Consider the following 350-nt stretch of genomic DNA (forward strand, 5'->3'; position numbering starts at 1 on the left):
CCTACGATACCGAATCCGCGCCGGCACCAGCCGCGAGTCCGGCGCGCCGTCACCCTCAAGCAGAGAAAACACGCAGCGCAAACTGTGCTCAGCCAGTTGCGCGCTGTCCTGGATAATCGCGTCGATCTTGAAAGGCAGACAGTCGAGCAGCTTATGGTCATGGAACGTCATCAGTTGGCCTGGCGCCTGCGCCAGTTGATGTGCATCGTTCATAAACTGCAGAACGCCTTCGAGCAACGTAATCGAGCCTGCGAACAGCGCTTGCGGATATCGCTGGTGTTCAGCGAACCATGACTTCATCAGCTCGTAACCCGATTCACGCTGGTAGTCTCGCTCGAACACCCAGTCCG

General features: G+C 58.0%; 1 pseudogene. It reads right to left on the reverse strand.

Annotation, left to right across the window (positions count from 1 at the left end):
- Positions 1 to 300 (reverse strand): annotated as a pseudogene (locus SB753_RS35475) (transcriptional regulator); the annotation flags it as partial.
- Positions 301 to 350: the final 50 nt, after the last annotated feature.

Origin of the sequence: Paraburkholderia sp. SIMBA_053 (assembly GCF_046534895.1) — a bacterium.
Lineage (GTDB): Bacteria > Pseudomonadota > Gammaproteobacteria > Burkholderiales > Burkholderiaceae > Paraburkholderia > Paraburkholderia caledonica.